Raw genomic sequence first — 17,402 nt, forward strand, 5'->3', positions numbered from 1 at the left:
CCGGATCAGGTGATCACGGTTGGCGCGTCGCGTCCCGTGCGTTCCCGAATGCTGGCAACGCTGTCGGCTGCCGCGATGAGATCGGCGAGTGCTTCCTGCGTTTCGATGTTGTGGCGAGTTCGAATCCGGCTCGTAACGCTCGATATAGACACGCAAGGTTGCGCCAGACGTGCCGGTGCCGGAGAGACGGAAGACGACGCGGGAGCCGCCTTCGAAGAGGACGCGGATGCCCTGGTGCTCGCTCACCGATTTGTCGATCGGATCGTGATAGGCGAAATCGTCGGCTTTCTCGACCTTCAGGCTGCCGAAACTCTTGCCGGGCAGGGTGGAAAGCTGGCTGCGGAGATTGTCCATCAGCCCGTTCGCCGCATCGGTGTCGAGGCCTTCGTAATCGTGGCGCGAATAATAGTTGCGTCCGTAGGTTTGCCAGTGCTGGGTGACGACATCGGCGACGCTCTCGCCGCGCACCGCAAGGATATTCAGCCAGAGCAGCACCGCCCAGAGGCCATCCTTTTCGCGGACGTGGCTGGATCCGGTGCCGGAGCTTTCCTCGCCGCAGATCGTCGCCATGCCGGCATCGAGCAGATTGCCGAAGAACTTCCAGCCGGTCGGCGTCTCATACATGCCGATGCCGCGTCTTTCGGCGACGCGGTCGGCAGCACCCGAGGTCGGCATCGAGCGGGCGATGCCGGCGAGGCCGCCGGAGTAACCGGGGGCGAGATTGGCGTTGGCGGCAAGGATCGCCAGGCTGTCGGAGGGAGTGACGAAGATGCCGCGGCCGATGATCAGATTGCGGTCGCCGTCGCCATCGGAAGCGGCGCCGAAATCGGGCGCGTCATCACCCATCATCTCATCGAAGAGTTCCTTGCAATGAACCGGGTTCGGATCCGGGTGATGACCGCCGAAATCCGGCAGCGGCATGAAATTGCGCACAGATCCAGAGGGAGCGCCGAGGCGATTTTCGAAGATTTCCTTGGCATAGGGGCCGGTGACGGCGCTCATCCCATCGAAGGCGATGCGGAAGCCGAGGCTGATCAGATTGCGGATGGCGCCGAAATCGAAGAGCTCTTCCATCAGCGCGGCATAATCTTCGACCGGGTCGATGACCGAGAGGATCATGCCGCCGGGAAGTTCGTCCTTGCCGATGCGATCGAGATTGACGTCGGCGAAATCGGCGATCTTGTAGCTGTCGATCGTCTTGGAACGGGCATAGATCGCGTCGGTGATCTTTTCCGGGGCCGGGCCGCCATTGTTGATGTTGTACTTGATGCCGAAATCTTCGGTCGGGCCGCCGGGATTGTGGCTGGCAGACAGAATGATGCCGCCGAAAGCCTTGTACTTGCGGATGATGTGGGAGGCGGCCGGCGTCGACAGGATGCCGCCCTTGCCGACCATCACCTTGCCGAAGCCGTTGGCGGCGGCCATCTTGACCGCCTTCTGGATGACTTCGCGATTGTAATAGCGTCCGTCGCCGCCGATGACGAGGCACTTGCCCTGGTAGCCTTCCAGCGAATCGAAGATCGACTGGATGAAGTTCTCCGCATAATTCGGCTGCTGGAAGACCGGAACCTTCTTGCGCAGACCGGACGTGCCGGGCTTCTGGTCCAGGTAGGGCGTGGTGGGTACGGACTTGATCATTTTAGGTCACATGCCTTTCGAGACGAGGCTTGAATAGAGGGCAGCGTAGCGTTCGGCGCTCTTCTCCCAGGAGACATCCGATTTCATGCCCTGCTTTTGCAATTGGGTCCAGAGTTTTCGGTCCGCGTAAAAATGCATCGCACGGCGGATTGCCTGCAGCATGCCCGTTTCCGTCACGGGTGAGAATTGTATGCCGGTTGCCACTTTCGCCGCAAGGGCGGCGTGATTGGCATCGATCACCGTGTCATTCAGCCCGCCGGTGCGCGCCACGATCGGCACGCAGCCATAGCGCAGACCGTAAAGCTGGGTCAGGCCGCAGGGCTCGAAGCGCGATGGGATGATGATCGCGTCGCAGCCGGCCTGCATCAGATGCGACATCGGCTCGTTATAGCCGATCGAGACGCCGATGCGGCCGGGATGACGGCTGGCGGAAGCGAGCAGCGCGCCTTCGAGCGCGGCTTCGCCGGAACCGAGCACGACGAGCTTGCCGCCCATGCCGACGATCTCGTCGGCGACGTTGGCGACGATATCCATGCCCTTCTGCCAGGTGAGACGGCTGATGACGCAAAAGATCGGGGCATCGTCATTGTCGAGATGGAAGAATTCGGCGATCGAGCGGCGGTTCTCGTCGCGGTTCCTCAGCGTCGTCGGGCCGTAATGGGTGTGGACGACAGGATCGGTTGCCGGATTCCAGATATCGGTGTCGATGCCGTTGACGATGCCGTGCAGATTGTCGATGCGGGTGGCAATCACGCCTTCGAGCCCCATGCCGAATTCCGGCGTCAGGATCTCATCGGCATAGGTGGGGCTGACAGTGGTGATCGCATGGGCGGTTTGCAGGCCGCCTTTCAGAAAGCCGGTCGTGCCGTAATATTCGACGCCGTCGATGGCGAAGGCATGATCGGGCAGGCGCAGACCTCGAAAGATCTCGGAGCCGAACTGGCCCTGGAAGGCGATGTTGTGGATCGTCAGCACGCTCGGCAGTTCCGGCGTCGGATAATAGCGCATGTAGACGGAGGTCAGCGCCGCTTGCCAATCGTGCGTGTGGACCAGATCCGGCCGCCATCCGGGCAGCAGACCGGCGGCGATCTCGGAGGCGGCGAGCGACAGGGCGGCGAAACGGCGCCAATTGTCGGGATAGTCCTTGCCGAGCGGATCGAGATAGGGGCCGCCCGGCCTGTCGTAATAGGCCGGGGCATGGAGGACGAGAAGATCGAGGCCCTCGTGCTGGACCTCGAGCACGGTCGCCTTTTCTCCGAGCAGGTCCGCGAATTCGAGCCTGACGACGGGGTCGCGAATGACCTTCATGACGGCGGGATAGCCGGGCAGGAGGGTCTTGGTTTCGACCCCGAAGGCGTTCAGAGCAATCGGCAGGGCGCCTGACACATCGGCCAGGCCCCCTGTCTTGATCAAAGGGAAGACTTCGGACGAAACCGAAAGAACTTTCATACGTCAGATATCCAGCTTGTCGATCATCGGTTGCGTGATCAGGCAAATGCCGCTTTCCGTCCGCCGGAAGCGCTTGGCGTCGAGTTCGGCATCCTCGCCGACAACAAGACCTTCCGGAATGACGACGCCGTGGTCGATCACCACATTCTTGAGCTGCGCCCTCCGGCCGATCTTCACGTTCGGCAGGATGACCGCCCCTTCCAGCTTGGAGAAGGAGTTGGCCCTGACGCCGGTAAAGAGCAGGCTGTTGTTGAGGCTGGCGCCCGAGATGATGCAGTCGCCCGACACAACGGAGGAGGTTGCCGAGCCGCGGCGGTCTTCGTCGTCATGGACGAATTTCGCCGGCGGGGTGATCTCGGCATAGGTCCAGATCGGCCAGGACTTGTCGTAGATGTCGAGTTCCGGAACGATCGCCGTCAGGTCGATATTGGCCTGCCAGTAGGCGTCGATCGTGCCGACATCGCGCCAATAGGGCTCGTGCTCGAAATCGGAGCGGACGCAGGATTTGGCGAAGCGGTGAGCGACCGCCTTACCATGCTGGACGATATAGGGGATGATGTCCTTGCCGAAATCGCGGCTCGAGGTCGGATCGGCGGCATCGCGGCGCAGCGCATCGAGCAGGAACTTGGTGTGGAAGACGTAGATGCCCATCGAGGCGAGAGCGAAATCCGGCTTGTCGGGAATGGGCGGCGGATCGGCCGGCTTCTCGACGAAGGCGATGATCTCGTCCTTCTCGTTGACATGCATGACGCCGAAGCCCACTGCCTCCATGCGCGGCACTTCCAGGCAGCCGATGGTGACGTCGGCGCCGGAATCGACGTGCTGCTGCAGCATCCATTCATAGTCCATCTTATAGACGTGGTCGCCCGCCAGAATGACCATGTATTCGACACCGTAATCCTCGATGATGTCGATGTTCTGGTAGACCGCGTCGGCAGTGCCCTCATACCACTGCGTCTCGGAGACGCGCTGGCTGGCAGGCAGGATGTCGAAGCTTTCGTTGCGCTCAGGGCGGAAGAAGTTCCAGCCGCGCTGCATGTGACGGATCAGCGAGTGCGCCTTGTATTGCGTGGCAACGCCGATGCGGCGGATGCCGGAGTTCAGGGCGTTCGACAGCGCGAAATCGATGATGCGGGCCTTGCCGCCGAAATAGACGGCAGGCTTGGCACGCCGATCGGTGAGTTCCTTGAGACGGCTCCCCCTGCCGCCGGCCAGAACATAAGCCATTGCATCGCGGGCAAGTGGCTGAACACGCTTTTCTACCATTTTCTCCTCCCACCAGTCACTAATTTTCAGGTTCAAGCATGATTGTCGCCAAGGGCGGCAAGGTGATCGAGCAGGTGATGTCGCCGCCGGCATCGACGGCCTGCACGCGCCCGCCATTGCCCTTGCCGCTGCCGCCGTAGATGTCGGCATCGGTGTTCAGGATTTCCCGCCAGCGGCCTGCGGACGGCAGGCGGATCGTATAGTTCTCGCGATAGACGGGGGTGAAATTGGTGATGACCGCAACCGGTTTCTGGCCCGGCGCCTTGCGCAGCCATGCAAAGACGGAATTCTGGTGGTCGTCGGCGACCAGCCATTCAAATCCCTCGCCCTCGCAGTCACGCTCATGCAGCGCCGGCTTGCTGCGGTAGGTGAAGTTGAGGTCGCGCACCAGGCGCCGCATGCCCTCGTGCATACGATACTGAAGCAGGTTCCAGTCGAGCGATTTCGCCTCGCTCCACTCGCTCCACTGGGCAAATTCCTGGCCCATGAACAACAGCTTCTTGCCGGGATAGCCCCACATATAGGCGTAGTAGGCACGCAGATTGGCAAATTTTTGCCAGTCGTCACCCGGCATCTTGGCGATCAGCGAGCCTTTGCCATGGACCACCTCGTCATGCGAGAGCGGCAGGACGAAATTTTCCGAATAGGCGTAGAGCAGGCCGAAGGTGAGTTCGTTGTGATGGTGCCTGCGGTGGATCGGATCGCGTTTCATGTAGCTCAGCGTGTCGTGCATGAAGCCCATGTTCCACTTGAAGCCGAAGCCGAGGCCGCCCTCATGCACGGGCTGCGAGACCTTCGGCCAGGAGGTCGATTCTTCGGCGATGGTCATAACGTTGGAATGATTGCCGTAGAGGCGGATGTTCAAATCCTGCAGGAAGCGCACCGCTTCGAGGTTCTCGTTGCCGCCATATTCGTTCGGAATCCATTCGCCGTGCTTGCGCGAATAATCGAGGTAGAGCATCGAGGCGACGGCATCGACGCGCAGACCGTCGAGATGGAATTTCTCGGCCCAGTAGAGCGCGTTGTTGACGAGATAGGAAACGACCTCGGTGCGGCCGAAATTATAGATCGCCGTGCTCCAGTCGGGGTGGAAGCCCTTGCGCGGGTCTTCGTGCTCGTAGAGTGCGGTGCCGTCGAACCAGCCGAGGCCGTGTTCATCGGTCGGGAAATGCGCCGGCACCCAGTCGAGAATGACGCCGATGCCAACCTTGTGGCAGCCATTGACGAAACGGGCAAAACCTTCCGGCTCGCCGAAACGGGCGGTCGGGGCGTAGAGACCGGTCGTCTGGTAACCCCAGGAGGGGTCGTAGGGATGCTCGGTGATCGGCAGGAATTCGATATGGGTGAAGCCCATGTCGGCGCAATAGGGGATGAGGCTGGAGGCGAGCTCGTCCCAGGACAGCATCGTGCCGTCCTGCCGGCGCTGCCAGGAGGCGGCATGCACCTCATAGATGGAGATCGGCTGGCGGCGCTTGTCGGTTTCGCGCCAGTGCTTCAGATGGGCCTCGTCCTCCCAAACCTGCTCCAGATCGGCGGCGGCGACCGAGGCGGTCTTCGGTCGGAGCTCGCTGCGCCGGGCGAAGGGATCGGCCTTCAGCGGCAGCAGTACGCCGTCCTGGCCGCGGATCTCGAATTTGTAGGCAACGCCGATCGGCACGTCGGGGGCGAAGATTTCCCAGATGCCGCTATCGGAGCGGAAGCGCATGACGTGGCGGCGGCCGTCCCAATTGTTGAAATCGCCGACGACGGAGACACGCTGCGCGTTCGGGGCCCAGACCGCGAAATGGATGCCCTGGGCGCCATCATGCTTGATGAGGTGGGCGCCCATCTTGTCGAACAGGCGCAGGTGCGAGCCTTCGCGGGCGAAATAATCGTCCATCGGCCCAAGCACCGGCCCGAAGCTGTAGGGGTCGGTGACGGCCCATTCGGCATCGCCGCGCCGGGCGCGGTAGCGCACCGGCTGCAGCCTGGTCAGCGAAACGGGGCCGGCGAAGAAGCCGTCGGCATGCAACTGCTTCAGCTCGCCGATGACGCCGCCGTCGAGCGTCATGGCGGTCACATCTTCGGCGCCCGGGATGAAACACCTGGCGACGAAGGCGTCGCCGGCCAGGTGCACACCGAGGACGGCAAAGGGATTGGAATGCGAGCCGGCAAGGATCGCCGTGATTTCATCTGCCGAAATTTCCCAGGAAAGCTTTACTTCAGGGATGGTTTTCGGCGTTTTCATCCGGCTCTCCAGATTTCGTCTGCATATTGCCTGATCGTGCGGTCGGAAGAGAACCAGCCCATCCGCGCCGTATTGTTGATCGTCTTGGTGTACCAGTCGGACTGGTTGGTCCAGATCTGGTCGACGTCGCGCTGAGCCTGGGCATAGGCGTCGAAATCGGCGGCGACCATGAACCAGTCGTGCGAATAGATGCCGTCGATCAGCGCCGTGTAGCGGTTGCGATCATCGGGCGAGAAGACGCCGGAGCCGATGGCGGAGAGCGCCTGCGAGAGTTCGCGCGAGCCCTCGATGATGGCGCGGGGATTGTGGCCGTCGCTGCGGACCTTGGCAACCTCGTCGGCCCTGAGGCCGAAGATGACGATGTTGTCTTCGCCGACATTGTCGCGCATCTCGACATTGGCGCCGTCGAGCGTGCCGATCGTCAGCGCTCCGTTGAGGCCGAACTTCATGTTGCCGGTGCCGGATGCCTCCATGCCGGCGGTCGAGATCTGCTCGGAGAGGTCGGCGGCCGGAACCATGACCTCGGCGAGCGAGACATTGTAGTTGGGCACGAAGACGACCTTTAAGAGGCCGCGCACCGACGGGTCGTTGTTGATGGTGCGGGCGACGTCGTTGATCAGCTTGATGATCAGCTTGGCGTTGTAGTAGCTCGGCGCCGCCTTGCCGGCGAAGAGTTTGACACGCGGCACCCAGTCCAGCTCCGGATGCGAACGGATCTGGTCGTAGAGGGCGACGGCTTCGATGATGTTCAGCAGTTGGCGCTTATATTCGTGGATGCGCTTGATCTGGATATCGAACATCGCCGACGGATCGAGCTTCACGCCCATGCGGCTGGCGACGAGGTTGGAGAGCGCCACCTTGTTGGCCCGCTTTATCGCCGCGAACTTCTGCTGAAAGCTCGGATCGGAAGCATGCGCCTCGAGCGGGCGCAGCTTTTCGGCATTATCGAGGAACTCGTCGCCGATTGCCTCGCGGATCAGACCGGTGAGACCGGGATTGCACTGCTGCAGCCAGCGGCGCGGCGTGATGCCGTTGGTCTTGTTGTTGATGCGGTCGGGATAGAGCTTGTGCAGGTCGGCAAAGACCGTGACCTTCATCAGGTCGGTGTGCAGCGCCGAGACGCCGTTGATCGAATGCGAGCCGATGAAGGCGAGGTTGCCCATGCGCACGCGGCGGTCGCCGCTTTCCTCGATCAGCGAGATCGAGCGGATTTCGCTGTCGGAAAAGTTCTTGGTCTTGCGGACATCGAGCAGGATCTTGGCGTTGATCGCATAAACAATCTGCATGTGGCGCGGCAGCAGACGCTCGAACAGCGGTACCGGCCAGCTTTCCAGCGCTTCGGGCAGAAGCGTGTGATTGGTATAGGAGAAGGTGTGGCGGGTGATCTCCCAGGCCTGTTCGAAATCCATGCCGTGCACGTCGCAGAGCAGACGCACGAGTTCGGCGACCGAGACGGCCGGATGGGTGTCGTTCAACTGGATGGCCACCTTGTCCGGCAGCGAGGTGAAATCATCATATTGCTGCAGGTGGCGGCGCAGGATGTCCTGCAGCGAAGCGGACGAGAAGAAGAATTCCTGACGCAGGCGCAATTCCTGACCGGCCGAGGTTGCGTCGGCCGGATAGAGAACCCGGGTCAGACTTTCGGCCTTGTTGCTTTCGCGCAGCGCGCCGATGTGGTCGCCGGCGTTGAAGGCATCGAGCAGGATCGGATCGATCGGCTGCGCCGACCAGAGGCGCAGCGTGTTGACGCGTTTGCCGCGCCAGCCGACGGCCGGCGTGTCGAAGGCGGCGGCGATGACGCGCTCGGCCGGTTTCCAGACGTAACGCGGCTGGTCGTCATGGGTGGTGATGAATTCGACGGAACCGCCAAAGCCGATTTCATAGGAGCTCTCGCGACGCTCGAACTCCCAGGGATTGCCGTGGGCGAGCCAGTTTTCGGGCAGTTCCACCTGCCAGCCGTCGGCCAGCTGCTGGCGAAAGAGGCCATGGACATAGCGGATACCGTAGCCATAGGCCGGGACGTTGACCGTCGCCATGCTCTCCATGAAGCAGGCGGCGAGACGCCCGAGGCCGCCATTGCCGAGTGCGGCATCCGGCTCAAGTCCGGCAATGACGTTGACATCGACGCCGAGCGAGGCGAGCGCATCGCGCACCTCTTCCATCAGGCCGAGATTCGAGATGGCGTCGCGCATCAGGCGGCCGATCAGGAATTCGAGGGAAAGATAATAGACGCGCTTGGCGCCGGTGGCGTAGACCTCGCGGGTGGAGGCCATCCACTTGTCGATGATGCGGTCGCGCACCACCAGGATCGTCGCCGTCAGCCAGTCATGCGGCTTTGCCACCTTGGCGTCCTTGCCGATGCGGTAAGTCAGACGTTCGATGATTTCTTCAGCGAGAATTTCCGGCCTTGAACTGCGGGGAGCGGGAGAAGGGATAACCGGCTTGGAAACGGTATTCATGGTCAGATCTCGCCAATTTTAATTTGGTTTCAGGGTGTTATGCCTGATTTAATCGATTTGTCGCTTGCGCGGACCACAGTTTATGCATCGTTAGGAAGCACTTGCAACAAAGGATTTGGGCAAACGAAAAATTTGCCAAACCTTCATATTCACGGGGTTCGAGAGGATTGATTTCAAACACTTTTCCCGATCAGATGGATGGGATAGCGATAACGAAAAGCCGCGCCGGTTTGTTCCGGCGCGGCTTTTTTGATCGGCTTTCGGTTGGCAGTATCGTCAGTTCGTCAGGCGCGTCACTTGAGTGGACGCCTTCGCTCCGATCGCTTTGAACGCGGCGAAAAGGTCTTCCATTTTTTCCGCCTGGAAATAGTGCGAGGCGTCTGAGGCGCAATACTGCAGCAGCGCCTGTCCGCCCTCGGGCGCCATGAAGGCGATCGTATAGATCACAATGCCCTTGGACTTGGCCGTGTCGCATGTCGCCTTGGTCAGCGTGTCATATGAACGGCCGCCGCTGCTGTCGTTGTTATTGTCGCCGTCCGTCATGAAGACGATGTACTTCTTGGGTATCTGCCCGCTCTTCAGCTGGTGGGCGGAGTCTTCGGCGTCGTTCCCCGCAGCATTCTTTGCCGTCAGGGACAAATAGGCAGTGCCCATCGCGCCGCTGGAATTCGTGCCGCCTCCTGCCTGAAGCGCATTGACATAGCTCGAAACACCAACAGTTCCCCAGGCGAGACTGCTGGGTGCGTATTGAACGATATCGTAAGATACCGCGCCGGTGCGGACATATTGGGCGTTGGGATCGGCGCTGCTCAACTGGACGAAGAGGTTGCCGGCGGCCATCTTCAGCGCTTCTATTTTCGTATAGTAGTTTGCGCGGCTGCCGGTGCAGGTGTCCCAGACTTCCTTGCCCTTCTTGTTATAATGGGGATTGCAGGGGTAGGTATAGGATTCCGTGGGATCCTCCTCGTTGACAGTCGCCGTGTCTTCTCCCATCGATCCTGATTTGTCGAGCGCCAGATACATCGAGATGGAGCCCTGGGTCTGGGTCTGGGAATGGCCGCCAACCGTCGTGCCTGATGTCGAAAGGTGCTGCGTGGTGAAGCCGACCGCCTGCATCAGCGGATTGACCGTCAGGTCGTAGCTCGGCGAAACCGTCACCTGGTAGGATGTCGAATTTCCCGACGTGTTTGTCTGCACGGTAACGCCCGTCGCGCTTTTAATATCGACGCCGCTTTGCAGATAATTCGCCATTTGCCCTGCGACGAAATTCCGCGCGAAGGTTTCGGCCTGAGAGGTTTGGATCGTGCCATTCGCCAGCGCGGTGGCGGTCGCAAGCGCCGCCGAATCGGCGGCTTCCTGTAATTGCTGCTTGGAGAGCAGCATATCGCCGACATGGACCGCCATGCCGGCAGCACCGAGAAGAACCGGCGCCAAAACCGCCGTCATGATACCGAAATTACCGCCTCGATCGCTGAACATGCGACGCAGGCAGGGATGCAAAAAGAAGGTGCTCATCATGTTCACCCAACTGGAAACCCTGTCAGGTGATTAACGCATGCTGGTTCTTTACGCCGACCTTACGGCGTCAATAGAATTTTAACGAATCGCCGGTTTTTTCCAGTTTTGGGATTGGCTTATTTCAGCGGGATCACGTCGACCGCCTGGACGGCGCGCTGGCCGCCATAGCTTTTCAACACACCGATAACGGGGACGACGTCGGAATAATCGCGCCCATAGGCGACGACGATGTGGTCGGTGCCGGCGGGGATGTCGTTGGTCGGGTCGAGCTCGATCCAGCCGATCGTCTCGCCGCACCAGATTCTGACCCAGGCATGCATGGCATCGGCCCCTTCCAGGCGTTCCTTGCCGGGCGGGGGAATGGTGCGCAGGAAGCCGGAGACGTAACCTGCCGGTATGCCGAGGCTTCGCAGCGCCAGGATCATGACGTGGGTAAAATCCTGGCAGACGCCGCGCTTCAGCTTGAATGCCTCGAGCGGTGTCGTGTCGACCGTCGTCGCGTCGGGATCGTAGGTGAAATCCTTGTTGATGCGGGTGCAGAGCGCATGAGCGATCTGCATCGCCGTCAGATCGGGCTTGGCGCAGCTTCGTGCATAGTCGGCGATCTCGCGCGTCTGCGTCAGGCGCGGGCTGTCGCCGAGAAAGTGGTGCGGCGAATCCGGCGCCAGCGACCAGATGCCTGCTATCTCCTCGGGCAGCTCGGCAAGCAGCGGCGAGAAATCGGCGGCGATGGGCTGGCTTTCGACCTGCACGCGGGCCTGCATGCGAATGTCGAGCTCCTCGTGCGGCGCGCGCAGCATGAAGGCGGTGGCAGGGTGTTGAAAGAAATCGACGAAATGCGACTGCTCGTCCGGCGTCGGCGAAATCGTGATCGAGCCGGCGACGAGGCGTTGCCGATTGGTCAGCGACAGCGGCATCAGGCGCATGATGTGGCGAGCGCCGGAGGCCGGCACGTCGTAGATGTAACCCATGCGGAGCGAGAGGTCGTAAAGCACTGCCGTCACCCGAGATAGGTCTGGGCGAGCAGGTCGGAAAGCTGCTCCAATTCGCGTTCGAACCGCTGATAGACCTCGGGCCCCATGCCCTCCGGCGTCATCACCGCCAGGCCGGAATGAAGCCGCATCGCCTCGCGGTAGAAGGGCGACATCTGGCCGTTGATCAGGGCATTCGGCAATTGCTCGACCTCGTGGTGGATCTCGTTCACCTGGAAGAGCACCGAGCGCGGGTTGAGCGGATCGAGCGCCAGCAAATCGGTGACCGTCAGCCGAGCCGTATTGACGTTGTAGCGACGGCGGTGGGTCATGACGCTGTCGCCGATCTCCAGCAGCATGTCGAGCGCGCCGTCCGGCGCTTCCGGGCCGGACATGTGGCCGAGCAGGCGGGTCATGTGCAGGCCGCGCTCGATATAGCGGCCGAGCGAGAGGAAGCGCCAGCCCATGAAGCGGTACATATTCTCGTGCACGAGGCCGGCAAAACCGGCGAGCTTGCGCAGAAGGATCGTCATCGCGTGGCTGGCGTCGTCGCCGGCAGTGACAGTGACACGGAAACGGCGGGCCGTCTTGGCCAGATCATTCAGCGCCAGCCAGCCGTCCGGCGAGAAACGGTCGCGGATGTTGCTCGCCGAATAAACGGCGCTGTCGATGTTGCGTAAGAGCGTTTCCGGCACGGCTTCGGCAGTATCGATATCGACGGCGGCGAGATAGGCCGAGACGTCGGCGAGCAGCGGCTGGCTCGGATCGGCGGCCTCGGCATAACGCGCATGCCAGGCGCGCAGGATGCGCAACGCCCCTTCGGCGCGTTCGATATAGCGGCCGAGCCAGAACAGGTTGTCGGCCGCCCGGCTCGGCAGGCTGCCCGGCATGTTGCGGGTGAAGCTGCCTTCGGCCGGCAGCAGCGTGTGGCGCTCGACCGGCTTGTCGCTGACGATCCAGACATCGGCGGCCGCGCCGCCCGACTGCATGGCGATCGCCGCGACATCGGCGCCGGAGCCGATGCGGGCAAAACCGCCGGGCATAATCTGCCAGCCGTCGGCGGTGCGGGCGGCGAAGACGCGTAGCGACATCGGCCGCGGCACCAGCTTGCCGTTCACCCAGGCGGGCGTCGTCGAGAGTGTGACGACCTCCTGGCCGACCAGCTTGGGGCCGTCCGAACTCAGCCAATCGGTGATGGAATCCCTGGCGGTCGCCCGCAGCGACGAGCCGAGCACGGATTCGCCGTCGTCATCGAAGAAGGGCGCCCGGGAATAGGCCGGGCCGATCACCATCTTCTCGATATTCTTGGCGACGTGCTCGCGCTCTTCCTCCTGGCCGCACCACCAGGTCGCAATCGAGGGCAGCCGCAGAGCCTGCCCCAACAGACGGCGGCAGATGGTCGGCATGAAGGCCAGAAGCGCCCGGGTTTCGAGAATGCCGGTGCCGAGCGCATTGACGATGGTGACGCTTTCGGTGCGCAAGGCTTCGACGAGGCCGGGCGTGCCGATATGCGAATTCTGGTTCAACTCCAGTGGGTCGGCGAAGGCGGAATCGAGACGGCGCCAGAGCACGCCGATCGGCTTCAGGCCGGCGACGGTGCGCACCATGACGCGGCCCTTGACCACGGTCAGATCCTCGCCCTCGAGCAGCATGAAGCCGAGATAACGGGCAATATAGGCATGCTCGTAATAGGTCTCGTTGGCCGGGCCCGGCGTCAGCACGGCGATGCGATCGTCGCCGGAATGTTTCATGCCCTGCAGCGCATCGCGGAAGGCGCCGAAGAAGGAGGCGAGGCGGTGGACCGGGGTTTCGGCGTAGATATCCGAGAAGGCGCGGGTGGTGGCGACGCGGCTTTCCAACGCGAAACCGGCGCCCGATGGCGCCTGCGTCCTGTCGGCGAGCACCCACCAGTTGCCGTCAGGCCCGCGGCCGATCTCGAAAGCGCAGAAATGCAGATAGTGGCCGGATGCCGGTCTGATGCCGGAGAGCGGGCGCTGGAATTCGGGATTGGCGGCGATCAGTGCCGGCGGCAGGACACCTTCCTCCACCAGCCGATTGTCGCCATAGATATCGGCGACGATCGCTTCCAACAGATCGGCGCGCTGGACGAGGCCCGCCGACAGCGCCTGCCATTCGCGCTCGTCGATCAACACCGGGATATGCGAGATCGGCCAGGCGCGTTCGCCGGTGCCCTTGCTGCCGTAGGCGCGGTAGAAGACGCCGGCATCTCTGAGATAGCGGTCGGCGCGGGCGAAACGCTCGGTGAGATCCTTTTCCGGCATTGCGCCGAGATGCGAGAGGAAACGCTGCCAGACGGGGCGGACGACGCCATTATTGTCGACCATCTCGTCGGCAGTGCCGGGAAGCGGCGCATAGTCGAAGGCCGCATCCTTGCCGATGCGATCCTCTGCCTCACCCCTGCGCTCCGCTGCGGGCCTTTTACCCATCAAACTCACATCCCAACCCCGGCCTCAGCCCTTGGCCTCGATCCCGGCTCAAATTCCGGCGGGTCGCCGCAGATCCAGCGTCAGCGGGAATTCAAGCGAACCCGTCTCGGCGCGCGGGATATAGCCGCCTGCCGTATGCCCCCACGGTTCGAAGCGGGCGAGCCGCCTTGCTTCCGCCTCGTTGCCGTTGACCGGGAAGGTGTCATAGGTCCGGCCGCCCGGATGGGCAACATGATAGATGCAGCCGCCGATCGAACGCTTCGACCATGTATCATAAATGTCAAAAGTCAAAGGCGTGTTGACCGGCAGGACCGGATGCAGACCGGAGGCCGGCTGCCATGCCTTGTAGCGGACGCCGGCGACCGATACGCCGGAGGTGCCGGTCGGCGTCAGCGGCAGCGTGCGGCCGTTGCAGGTGACGGTGTAGCGGGCCGTATTGCTGGTTTCGAACCGCACCTGGAGGCGCTCGACGGAGGAGTCGACGTAGCGGACGGTGCCGCCGACCGCGCCTTCCTCGCCCATGACATGCCAAGGCTCCAGCGCCTGGCGCAGTTCCAGCTTCGAGCCCTCGTATTCGACTTCGCCGCAGAACGGGAAGCGGAATTCGAGCTGGGCCTTGAACCATTCCGGGCTGAGGTCGAAGCCGTTTTCGCGAAGATCGGCGAGCACGTCGAGGAAATCGGCCCAGACGAAATGCGGCAGCATGAAACGATCGTGCAGGGTCGTGCCCCAGCGGACGAACTTCCCGTCGACCGGGTTCACCCAGAAGCGGGCGATCAGCGCGCGCACCAGCAATTGCTGGGCAAGCGACATGCGTGCGTTCGGCGGCATCTCGAAGCCGCGGAACTCGATGAGGCCGAGCCTGCCGGTCGGGCCGTCGGGCGAAAACAGCTTGTCGATGCAGATCTCGGCGCGGTGGGTGTTGCCGGTGACATCGGTCAAGAGATTGCGGAACAGGCGGTCGACGAGCCAGGGCAGCGGCGGCTGACCGCGGCCGGGAGCGGCGATCTGCGCCATGGCGATCTCCAGCTCGTAGAGGCTGTCGTGGCGAGCCTCGTCGATGCGCGGCGCCTGGCTGGTCGGGCCGATGAACATGCCGGAGAAGAGGTAGGAGAGCGAGGGGTGGCGCTGCCAGTGGAGGACGACGCTCTTCAACAGATCCGGACGGCGCAGGAAGGGGCTGTTGTTCGGATTGGCGCTGCCGACGACGACATGGTTGCCGCCGCCGGTGCCGGTATGACGGCCGTCGATCATGAATTTGTCGGCGCCGAGCCGGGTGGCGCGGGCCTCCTCGTAGATTGCCGTGGTGATATCGACGCAATCCTTCCAGTTGGATGCCGGATGGATGTTGACCTCGATGACGCCGGGATCCGGGGCGACGCGGATGACGTTGATGCGCTCGTCCTGCGGCGGCGGATAACCTTCGATATGAACGGGAAGCTTGAGCTCGGCGGCAGCGTTTTCGGCAGCGGCGATCAGCTCGAGATAATCCTCGATCCGCTCGACCGGCGGCATGAAGACGCAGAGCCTGCCGTCACGCGGCTCGACCGACATGGCGGTGCGTACGGCGCCGCCGATTTCTCCAAGCGTCTGTTCGATCCGGCTGCGATTGTTCTCGCCGGCGTGGAAGGAGGCTTCCGGCATGGCGCGGCCGGCCGGTATGAAAACGTCAGGCAGTGGTTCGCGCGGGATCGTCGGATCGGCGGGATGGATATAGGGATAGCGTGCCCGGGGGACATAGGGCAGGGTGCCGAGCGGCAGACGGTAGCCGATCGGGCTGTCGCCAGGCACAAGGAAGATCCTGCCGCGGCGGGTGCGCCATTTCTCGCTGACCCAGACCCGGCTTTCAGCGGCCCTGGCGTTCCATGCCTGGACCGGAAGGATGTAACCGGTGGGGACGGTGAGGCCACGATCGAAGACGCGGGCGATGCGGTTGCGTTCCTCGGGATCCTTCAGCTTCGAATTCGCCGGATCGACATTGTCGGGAAGATTGCCTTCCTTGATGATCCAGTCGGCCGGATCCTCAAAGGCCGGCTGCACCATGTCGGGCTTGATCGCCAGTTCTTTTGCGATCGCCGTCAGCAGCTTTTCGGCATCCTCGGCCGCAACACCGGTATCCCTGCCTTCGGCGGCGACCAGATCGAGGTTCTGCCAGATCGGCTTGCCGTCGCGGCGCCAGTAGAGCGAGAAGGTCCAGCGCGGCAGGCTTTCGCCCGGATACCATTTCCCCTGGCCGTAATGCAGGAAGCCGCCAGGGGCGAAGCGCTCCTGCAGCCGGCGGATCAGGCTGTCGGCCTTTTCGCGCTTGGTCGGGCCGACGGCGGCGGTGTTCCACTCTTCGGACTGGAAGTCGTCGATCGAAACGAAGGTCGGCTCGCCGCCCATCGTCAGGTGTACGTCCTCTGCTTCGAGGACACGGTCGACCTTCTCGCCGAGTTCGTTGAGCTCCTCCCAGCTTTCGTCGGAGAAGGGCTTGGTGATACGCGGGTGTTCGGCGACGCGCGAGACCTTCATATCGAAGGCGAATTCGGTTTCGGCCTCGCCGAAGTAGCCGCCGGAGATCGGTGCGGCGTTGCGGTAATGCGGCGTGGCGGCCAGCGGAATGTGGCTTTCGCCGGTCAAGAGGCCCGATGTGGGATCGAGACCGACCCAGCCGGCGCCGGGCAGGTAAACCTCGGCCCAGGCATGCAGGTCGGTGAAATCGACCTCGGTGCCGGAGGGGCCGTCGAGCGCCTTCAGGTCCGGCGTCAGCTGGATCAAGTAACCGGAGACGAAGCGGGCGGCGAGGCCGAGATGGCGAAGGATCTGGACGAGCAGCCAACTGGTGTCGCGGCACGAGCCCTTGGCTGTTTCCAGCGTTTCCTCCGGCGTCTGCACGCCGGCTTCCATGCGGATGACATAGCCGATCTGCCGCTGCAGGCGGGCATTCAGGCCGACGACCATATCCACCGTCGCCTGTCCGGGCGACCAGTCGAGTGTCGGCAGCAGCGCTTTCAGGCGCGGGCCGGCCGGCTCGGGCGTCATGTAGATCGACAGATCCTCGCGGATCGTTTCGGGATAATCGAAGGGCCATTTGGTCGCTTCTTCTTCGACGAAGAAGTCGAACGGGTTGTAGACCGTCATGTCGGCAACGAGGTCGACCTCGATCTTGAGCTCCGTTACCGGGTCCGGGAAGACGTAGCGGGCGAGATAATTGCCGTAGGGATCCTGCTGCAGATTGATGAAGTGGTTGGAGGGCGTGACCTTCAGCGAGTGGCTGAGCACCCGCGTCTTCGAATGCGAGGCCGGTTTCAACCGGATAATCTGGGGGCCGAGGCGAACCGGCCTGTCATAGATATAATGGGTCAGGTGGTAGATACTGGCTTTGATCGACATATTTCTCTTTTATCCGGCGCGCATCGTCGTGCGGCTTGCTGTTCCCAAAGCC

General features: G+C 62.5%; 8 protein-coding genes and 1 pseudogene. All 9 read right to left on the minus strand.

What is annotated here, in order from left to right; genetic code table 11:
* Positions 1-5: 5 nt before the first annotated feature.
* Positions 6-1,638: pseudogene (locus MHI61_RS26585) on the minus strand (alpha-D-glucose phosphate-specific phosphoglucomutase).
* 6 nt (positions 1,639-1,644) lie between these two features.
* Positions 1,645-3,087, minus strand: coding sequence for a glycogen synthase GlgA (glgA, locus tag MHI61_RS26590; protein WP_239791196.1), 1,443 nt, complete (start codon positions 3,085-3,087; stop codon positions 1,645-1,647).
* A 3-nt stretch (positions 3,088-3,090) separates the two neighbouring features.
* Entirely contained in the window at positions 3,091-4,353 is a 1,263-nt protein-coding gene (glgC, locus tag MHI61_RS26595) for a glucose-1-phosphate adenylyltransferase (RefSeq protein WP_097580404.1), read from the minus strand.
* Between the two features lie 19 nt (positions 4,354-4,372).
* A complete protein-coding gene (gene glgB, locus MHI61_RS26600; RefSeq protein WP_239791197.1) occupies positions 4,373-6,580 on the minus strand; it encodes a 1,4-alpha-glucan branching protein GlgB in 2,208 nt (735 codons plus the stop codon).
* On the minus strand, positions 6,577-9,039 hold the full coding sequence (locus MHI61_RS26605; protein ID WP_239791198.1) for a glycogen/starch/alpha-glucan phosphorylase: 2,463 nt from the start codon (positions 9,037-9,039) through the stop codon (positions 6,577-6,579). Before MHI61_RS26605 ends, glgB begins: the two co-directional genes overlap by 4 nt.
* A gap of 276 nt (positions 9,040-9,315) precedes the next feature.
* Entirely contained in the window at positions 9,316-10,554 is a 1,239-nt protein-coding gene (locus MHI61_RS26610) for a pilus assembly protein (protein WP_239791199.1), read from the minus strand.
* Positions 10,555-10,673: 119 nt separating this feature from the next.
* On the minus strand, positions 10,674-11,561 hold the full coding sequence (locus MHI61_RS26615; protein WP_239791200.1) for a transglutaminase family protein: 888 nt from the start codon (positions 11,559-11,561) through the stop codon (positions 10,674-10,676).
* On the minus strand, positions 11,558-13,975 hold the full coding sequence (locus tag MHI61_RS26620) for a circularly permuted type 2 ATP-grasp protein (RefSeq protein ID WP_239791201.1): 2,418 nt from the start codon (positions 13,973-13,975) through the stop codon (positions 11,558-11,560). Before MHI61_RS26620 ends, MHI61_RS26615 begins: the two co-directional genes overlap by 4 nt.
* A 48-nt stretch (positions 13,976-14,023) precedes the next feature.
* Positions 14,024-17,350, minus strand: a complete 3,327-nt coding sequence (locus MHI61_RS26625) for a transglutaminase family protein (RefSeq protein WP_239791202.1) — start codon at positions 17,348-17,350, stop codon at positions 14,024-14,026.
* Positions 17,351-17,402: the final 52 nt, after the last annotated feature.

The organism is Rhizobium sp. K102 (assembly GCF_022385315.1).
GTDB classification, from domain to species: domain Bacteria; phylum Pseudomonadota; class Alphaproteobacteria; order Rhizobiales; family Rhizobiaceae; genus Rhizobium; species Rhizobium croatiense.

Bases quoted from the DNA above. Each gene is read 5' to 3' on its own strand.
- glgA (WP_239791196.1), bottom strand. From the start codon at position 3,087: ATGAAAGTTCTTTCGGTTTCGTCCGAAGTCTTCCCTTTGATCAAGACA.
- glgC (WP_097580404.1), bottom strand. From the start codon at position 4,353: ATGGTAGAAAAGCGTGTTCAGCCACTTGCCCGCGATGCAATGGCTTAT.
- glgB (WP_239791197.1), bottom strand. From the start codon at position 6,580: ATGAAAACGCCGAAAACCATCCCTGAAGTAAAGCTTTCCTGGGAAATT.
- MHI61_RS26605 (WP_239791198.1), bottom strand. From the start codon at position 9,039: ATGAATACCGTTTCCAAGCCGGTTATCCCTTCTCCCGCTCCCCGCAGT.
- MHI61_RS26610 (WP_239791199.1), bottom strand. From the start codon at position 10,554: ATGAGCACCTTCTTTTTGCATCCCTGCCTGCGTCGCATGTTCAGCGAT.
- MHI61_RS26620 (WP_239791201.1), bottom strand. From the start codon at position 13,975: ATGGGTAAAAGGCCCGCAGCGGAGCGCAGGGGTGAGGCAGAGGATCGC.
- MHI61_RS26625 (WP_239791202.1), bottom strand. From the start codon at position 17,350: ATGTCGATCAAAGCCAGTATCTACCACCTGACCCATTATATCTATGAC.